Source organism: Sulfuricella sp., assembly GCF_035531155.1.
In the GTDB taxonomy this organism is placed as follows: Bacteria; Pseudomonadota; Gammaproteobacteria; order Burkholderiales; family Sulfuricellaceae; genus Sulfuricella.
On sequence record NZ_DATKTK010000061.1, the window covers coordinates 1 to 5689 of the forward strand.

Genomic DNA, 5689 nt, shown 5'->3' on the forward strand with positions numbered 1-5689 from the left:
AACCGGCAGTCGATCTGAAAAAGCCCTGTGAATGCAGGGCTTTTTCCGTTTTTTGCGCGGTATAATCGAAAATGTTGAAATGAGTGGGTTGCGATGGATGCCCTGAATGAATCAATAGACGCCGAAATGATGCGCGAAGCCCTGATCCTTGCCCGTCAGGCGTGGGATGCGGGCGAGGTGCCGGTTGGCGCGGTAGTGGTCAAGGATGGCGGGATCGTCGGGCGCGGCTTCAACGCGCCGATTTCCCGCCACGACCCGACTGCCCACGCCGAAGTCATGGCCTTGCGCGATGCGGCGCGGAATCTGGGCAATTACCGCCTGGTCGGCTGCTCCCTCTATGTGACGCTTGAGCCTTGTGTCATGTGCTTGGGAGCGATTTTTCATGCCCGCATCGCGCGCGTGGTGTTCGGCGCATCCGACCAGAAAACCGGCGCTTGCGGCAGCATCATCGACCTTTCCGCCGAGGCGCGGCTGAACCATCATGCCGAAGTGACGGGCGGCATTCTGGCCGACGAGTGCGGCGGGATGTTAAGCGATTTTTTTGCGCAACGGCGCGGGAAAGGAAACAGCGGTGCGAATTAGGATAGTCGTTGCCGATCAGACCCTCGAGCTGCTAGATGAGCAGGACGCGCCGATCAGGCGTTATGTCATCTCAACTGCGCTGAATGGCGTCGGCGAGGAGAGCGGCAGCTATTGCACGCCGCGCGGTTCGCACATCGTTCGCGCCAAGATCGGTGCAGGCCAGCCAGCTAATAGCGTGTTTGTGAAACGCCGCCCCACCGGGGAGATTTATACGCCGGAACTGGGCGCGCAGTTTCCCGACCGCGATTGGATACTGACGCGCATCCTCTGGCTTTCCGGTTGCGAGCCGGGCAGGAACCGGCTTGGCAGCGTCGATACCATGCGCCGCTACGTCTATATTCATGGCACACCGGATGGCGTGGAACTGGGCAAGCCGGGCTCGAAAGGCTGCGTACGGATGAGAAATGGCGACATCATGGATTTGTTCGAGCTGGTGGTGGCTGGTGTGCCGGTGGAGATACTGGAAAGTGCGGAGGAGTCATCGGCGATCAGGAACCGGGTTTGACTGCAAGGGCTTTGTGAGAGGCATTTTTTTAAAAAATTGTGTTGATTGGCAAATAGGTTAATGTAGAGACGCCGGAAAATCAAAGTGCTTGCGGATCAATCAATTACAAGAGCATAATTGGCGCTATAAATATTAATTGTCATATGGACGCCAGCGTCAGTATATTAATTGTTCAGTGAGGAAAACGAAATTACAGTGCCAGCCTGCCCAAAATCCCTCCCGGACGGTATGAGCAGTATTGTGCGGGAGTTGGGCCGCATGTGGGCGCATAGTGATCTGTGCCCATGCATAGAGCCACAAATTGAGCATTCATGGTCTCGTCTGCTAGACGAATGGGTCGCCGATAAGAACCTACCGTTATTAGTTAGGAAGAGTTCGCTGGTCAGGGGTTCGGAAGTGATCCACGCAACAGGTAGAAAAATAGTCCCTTGCGACAACGCTCCGGCTCAGTGGTCATGCAATCTTGCGGTACAGGGATTGGTGCCTACCCTTGCCGAGATCAAAGCATGGTTTCTGGATGACGCTATACCCGTGTCGTTTGCCCACAAAGCGAAAGAAAAGGAACGGCGGAAATACCATTGCACACTTGGAAAATTCAGCGTGAACAAAGCAGGGTGGAAGTTGTGCCACATCAAACCTGTCGGCTTAAATTCGCGCACTCCGTTAAACGATGTCGGAATTTCTGAGCTACGGCGGGCATTCGTCGATTTGCTTAGCCCCACAAACTATTTCTTGCTGCCTATCCAGTGGGGTGGCCTCGGCGAGGCGCAGGAATTTATCGAGGGTTACGCCAGCAACAAAACACCGAACAAACCATTTGAGCCCGACCTTCGGGTCGTTGCGCGCCCCTTGGCGGCTCAAGGGTAGCGTTGCGATGGACCTCTTAATGCGGCGTACCTTCGGCGGCAATGGGGTGAGTGTCTGTAAAGGGTCTATTCTGTTGAAAAACTCTTTTTCTGAGGGGCGCTGAAAATATGCCAAATGCTGTTACACCTAAAGAACGCCATACATCCCCCGAATTGCAGGAGAATTGGGCACCCTACAATGGACGATCATGCTCCGCATGGTACCGGGTATATTCTTTGAGAGAAAATCGGCCTAACCGCCTAGAATTTTTTTAAGGCACCCGAAAAAAGAGTTTTTCAACAGAATAGGTCGATTTGTGTCGCTCGGCGCAAAATTAAATCAACCGCGCATTACGGATACCCTTTTGTATGAACACTTCCACCACTAAAACCCTCCTTGCCGGTGATATCGGCGGCACCAAGACGTTGCTGCGGCTATCGGAAGAGGGGCGCGTACTTACCGAGCGGCGCTTTGAAAGTGCTGCTTATGCAGGCCTGGAGCCGATCATCGCCGAGTTCTTGCGCGACTGTCCGTCGCATTCGATAGCGAGCGCCTGCTTCGGCGTGGCCGGGCCGGTGGACGGTGGACAGGCTAACATCACCAACCTGCCATGGCGTATTGATGCGGCGGCAATCGCGGCGGAGTTCGGTATTACCCAAGTCCAGTTGATTAACGATTTTCAGGCGGTGGCCTATGGCATTGAGGCGCTGGGCGCTGATGATCTACTTACCCTGCAAGCCGGAGTGCCGTTGGAGCGCGGCGTGCGAGCGGTGATCGGCGCAGGCACCGGCCTTGGCGAGGGCTTCATGGTTTGGCAAGGCGACCATTATGAAGCGCTGCCTTCCGAGGGCAGCCACGCTGACTTTGCGCCTGCGGACATGTGGCAAGCTGAACTGTTGCGCTATCTTGCCGCGCGCTTCGGCCATGTGTCCTACGAGCGGCTGGCATCCGGTCCCGGCTTGGCGAATATTTTCAATTTTTTGTGCGACAGTGAAGAGGGGCGCGCCTCTCAGGAATTATTGGCAGCGATCAGGGAGGGCGACCCATCGGCGGCGATCTCGCGATTCGCACTGGCGGGGAATGACCGACTTGCGGCAGAGGCGCTCGATCTGTTCATCCGCATCTACGGTGCAGAGGCGGGCAATCTCGCGCTCAAGGTGCTGGCGCGCGGCGGGGTTTATGTGGCGGGCGGCATCGCGCCGCAGATCATCGAGAAACTGAAGGATGGACGTTTTCTGAAAGCATTTGCCGACAAGGGGCGCTATGCTGAGCTGCTGGCGACGATCCCGGTTCATGTGGTGCTTAACCCGAATGTCGGGCTGATGGGGGCAGAGCGTGTGGCGGGTAGACTTTAGAACCGAGGTTAGATGCTTGGTCTCAGCCGCCGGTCAGTGACATGAAACGTATGACCTGATCGGGGCTCTCGTTGAAGTTGTGGCGATGGGGCTTGAGTTCGATGGCGGCGCGTATCGCTTGTTCCAGATCCAGATCCGAAGCGCCGGCGCGCAACAGGGGGCGCAGTTGCAGGCTCTCGTTTTGGCCCAGGCACATGAACAGCGTGCCGTCGACCGACAGGCGTACACGGTTGCAGGTATCGCAGAAGTGTTGCGACATCGGCGTGATGAAGCCGACGGTGAAAGCGCCGTCCGTCGATCTCAGGTAACGCGCCGGGCCGCCGCCAGCCATGACGCCGTCGATCAGGCCGAAGCGTTTTTGCAAGCGCTCCTTGACGGGTTGCAGGTCGAGATATTGCGCGTTTCTGCCGGTGTCGCCCATCGGCATCGCTTCGATCATGCGCAGGGTGAAATCATGCTGGATGCAGAATTCCACCATGTCGTCGATTTCGTCGTCGTTCACGCCGGCCATGACTACCATGTTGATCTTGACCGGGGCGAAGCCGGCTTTTTTTGCGGCCATCAGGCCGGCAATTACCTGATCGAGGCAGTCGCGCCGCACGATCTGGCTGAAGCGTTCCGGCTGAAGGGAATCCAGACTGATATTAAGCCGTGAAACGCCCGCTTGCTTGAGTTCAACGGCATGTTTGGCGAGTTGGGTGGCGTTGGTGCTGAGCGACAGATCCTTGATGCCTTCCAAGGCGTTCAGTTTGTGTACTAGTTGTGGCAGGTTGCGGCGTAGCAACGGTTCGCCGCCGGTCATCCGCACCTTGCTGACGCCCATTCGGGCAAAAGCGCCGACGACGCGCTCGATTTCGTCGAAGCTGAGCCATTGGCCAGGTTCTTCAAAATCGTTGAACCCTTCCGGGATGCAATAAGTGCATCGCAGGTCGCAGCGGTCGGTGACGGACAGGCGGAGGTACTCGACGCGTCTGCCGAAACGATCCTGCAAGGTGGGTTCGTGGTTCATAACAGTTTTCTGAGATTACAAAATGGGTTTATAGCGCTATGCTCATTCATTTGAAGTAGCGGCGCAATAGGTGATTGGTAGTAGTCCCTTGGAACTATTTCTGGGTACAGGTGAAAACGCGATTCATGGATGCAATAAATAATTCTTGTTTTTCAACGGACTGTCGGCAATGCTCAAGGTTGGCGGAATTTCTCGATCAAGTCCGGTGCAGCAACCCCGATTATTTTGCCAGACCGGTGCCGCCTTTTGGTGCTGATGAGCCGCGTCTGCTGATCGTCGGTCTGGCACCGGGCATGCATGGCGCTAACCGCACCGGCAGGCCGTTTACCGGCGATTTTGCGGGCATTCTGCTGTATCGGACGCTGCACAAGTATGGCTTCGCCAGTGCGCCGGAGTCTGTGAGCGCGACGGACGGTTTGCAATTGATCGACTGCCGCATCACTAATGCGGTCAAATGTCTGCCGCCGCAAAACAAGCCGGAGCCGGCTGAAATCCGGCAGTGCAACGCCTATCTGGCTAACGAGATTGCTAGCCTCGACAATCAAACCGCCATTCTGGCGCTGGGCACGATTGCCCATCAATCGGTGTTGCGCGCACTGGGGCTCAAGCTCAAGGATTCTCCATTCGGCCACGGTGCTGTGCATGCGCTCCCCGGAGGAATGAGCCTGTACGACAGCTACCATTGCAGCCGTTATAATACTCAGACCAAGCGCCTGACCGTGGAAATGTTCGAGGCCGTATTCGCCGAAATTCGCAATAACCTGCCAGGGAGATAACATGCCTTACGTCAATATCCGCATCGCCGGCACTCTTACGCGCGAGCAAAAACAGAAAATTGCCGAGGAAGTCACCGACACCCTCGAACGGATCGCCAACAAACCCAAATCCTATACCTACATCGCTTTCGACGAGATGCCCTACGAGAACTGGGCGATCGCAGGCGAACTGCTGGATGGTCATTGAGCCTGCAAAAGCCATTTAACCGGGAAGGCGGCAGGGAGTTCGACAGGCCGGACGGCTTTGCCTGGCGCGCCTTTGCGGAGAGAACAAGCGGTGGATGTTAAGGAATTTCTTGCCGGCCTGCCCCATCTTCCGGGGGTGTACCGCATGGTCAATGCGGACGGTGAGGTCATTTACGTCGGCAAGGCGCGCGACCTCAAAAAGCGGGTTTCCTCGTATTTCCAGAAAACGGCGCTAGCGCCGCGCACCGGTCTGATGGTGTCGCAGATCGACCGGATCGAAACCACCGTCACGCGCACCGAGGCCGAGGCGCTGCTGCTGGAGAACAACCTGATCAAGGCGCTGGCGCCGCGCTACAACGTCCTGTTCCGCGACGACAAGTCCTATCCCTATATCATGCTCTCCGGCCATAGTTTCCCGCGCCTGGGGCTT

General features: G+C 56.6%; 8 protein-coding genes. 7 read left to right on the plus strand and 1 reads right to left on the minus strand.

What is annotated here, in order from left to right; translation table 11 throughout:
- The first annotated feature begins 93 nt into the window (after positions 1-93).
- The 4 genes from tadA to VMV64_RS14805 all read left to right on the plus strand — a co-directional run bounded on the left by tadA (position 94) and on the right by VMV64_RS14805 (position 3288).
- Positions 94-582 carry a tRNA adenosine(34) deaminase TadA gene (gene tadA, locus VMV64_RS14790; protein ID WP_325331702.1) on the plus strand — a complete coding sequence of 163 codons (489 nt, stop codon included), beginning with the start codon at positions 94-96 and terminating at the stop codon, positions 580-582.
- Positions 572-1087 carry a L,D-transpeptidase gene (locus VMV64_RS14795; RefSeq protein ID WP_325331704.1) on the plus strand — a complete coding sequence of 172 codons (516 nt, stop codon included), beginning with the start codon at positions 572-574 and terminating at the stop codon, positions 1085-1087. The genes tadA and VMV64_RS14795 overlap by 11 nt, the downstream gene beginning before the upstream one ends.
- Before the next feature lie 396 nt (positions 1088-1483).
- Positions 1484-1954: a hypothetical protein gene (locus tag VMV64_RS14800; RefSeq protein ID WP_325331705.1), complete on the plus strand. Its 471-nt coding sequence runs from the start codon at positions 1484-1486 to the stop codon at positions 1952-1954.
- Between the two features lie 347 nt (positions 1955-2301).
- Entirely contained in the window at positions 2302-3288 is a 987-nt protein-coding gene (locus VMV64_RS14805; protein WP_325331707.1) for a glucokinase, read from the plus strand.
- 22 nt (positions 3289-3310) lie between these two features.
- On the opposite strand, the gene moaA is transcribed toward VMV64_RS14805, so the two are convergent.
- Positions 3311-4297: a GTP 3',8-cyclase MoaA gene (gene moaA / locus VMV64_RS14810; RefSeq protein ID WP_325331709.1), complete on the minus strand. Its 987-nt coding sequence runs from the start codon at positions 4295-4297 to the stop codon at positions 3311-3313.
- Between the two features lie 125 nt (positions 4298-4422).
- Between moaA and VMV64_RS14815 the strand changes: the two genes are divergently transcribed.
- The 3 genes from VMV64_RS14815 to VMV64_RS14825 form a co-directional block, all read left to right on the plus strand.
- Positions 4423-5073, plus strand: a complete 651-nt coding sequence (locus VMV64_RS14815) for a uracil-DNA glycosylase (RefSeq protein WP_325331711.1) — start codon at positions 4423-4425, stop codon at positions 5071-5073.
- 1 nt (position 5074) lies between these two features.
- The gene (locus VMV64_RS14820; RefSeq protein ID WP_325331713.1) at positions 5075-5260 is read left to right on the plus strand and encodes a 4-oxalocrotonate tautomerase family protein; all 186 of its coding nucleotides are present in this window, start codon (positions 5075-5077) and stop codon (positions 5258-5260) included.
- 144 nt (positions 5261-5404) lie between these two features.
- Positions 5405-5689 (plus strand): GIY-YIG nuclease family protein (locus VMV64_RS14825; protein WP_325331715.1); only part of this gene is annotated, 285 nt, incomplete at its 3' end.

Coding starts and splice junctions, on each gene's coding strand:
- moaA (WP_325331709.1), bottom strand. CDS start 4,297: ATGAACCACGAACCCACCTTGCAGGATCGTTTCGGCAGACGCGTCGAG.
- VMV64_RS14805 (WP_325331707.1), top strand. CDS start 2,302: ATGAACACTTCCACCACTAAAACCCTCCTTGCCGGTGATATCGGCGGC.
- tadA (WP_325331702.1), top strand. CDS start 94: ATGGATGCCCTGAATGAATCAATAGACGCCGAAATGATGCGCGAAGCC.
- VMV64_RS14820 (WP_325331713.1), top strand. CDS start 5,075: ATGCCTTACGTCAATATCCGCATCGCCGGCACTCTTACGCGCGAGCAA.
- VMV64_RS14815 (WP_325331711.1), top strand. CDS start 4,423: ATGGATGCAATAAATAATTCTTGTTTTTCAACGGACTGTCGGCAATGC.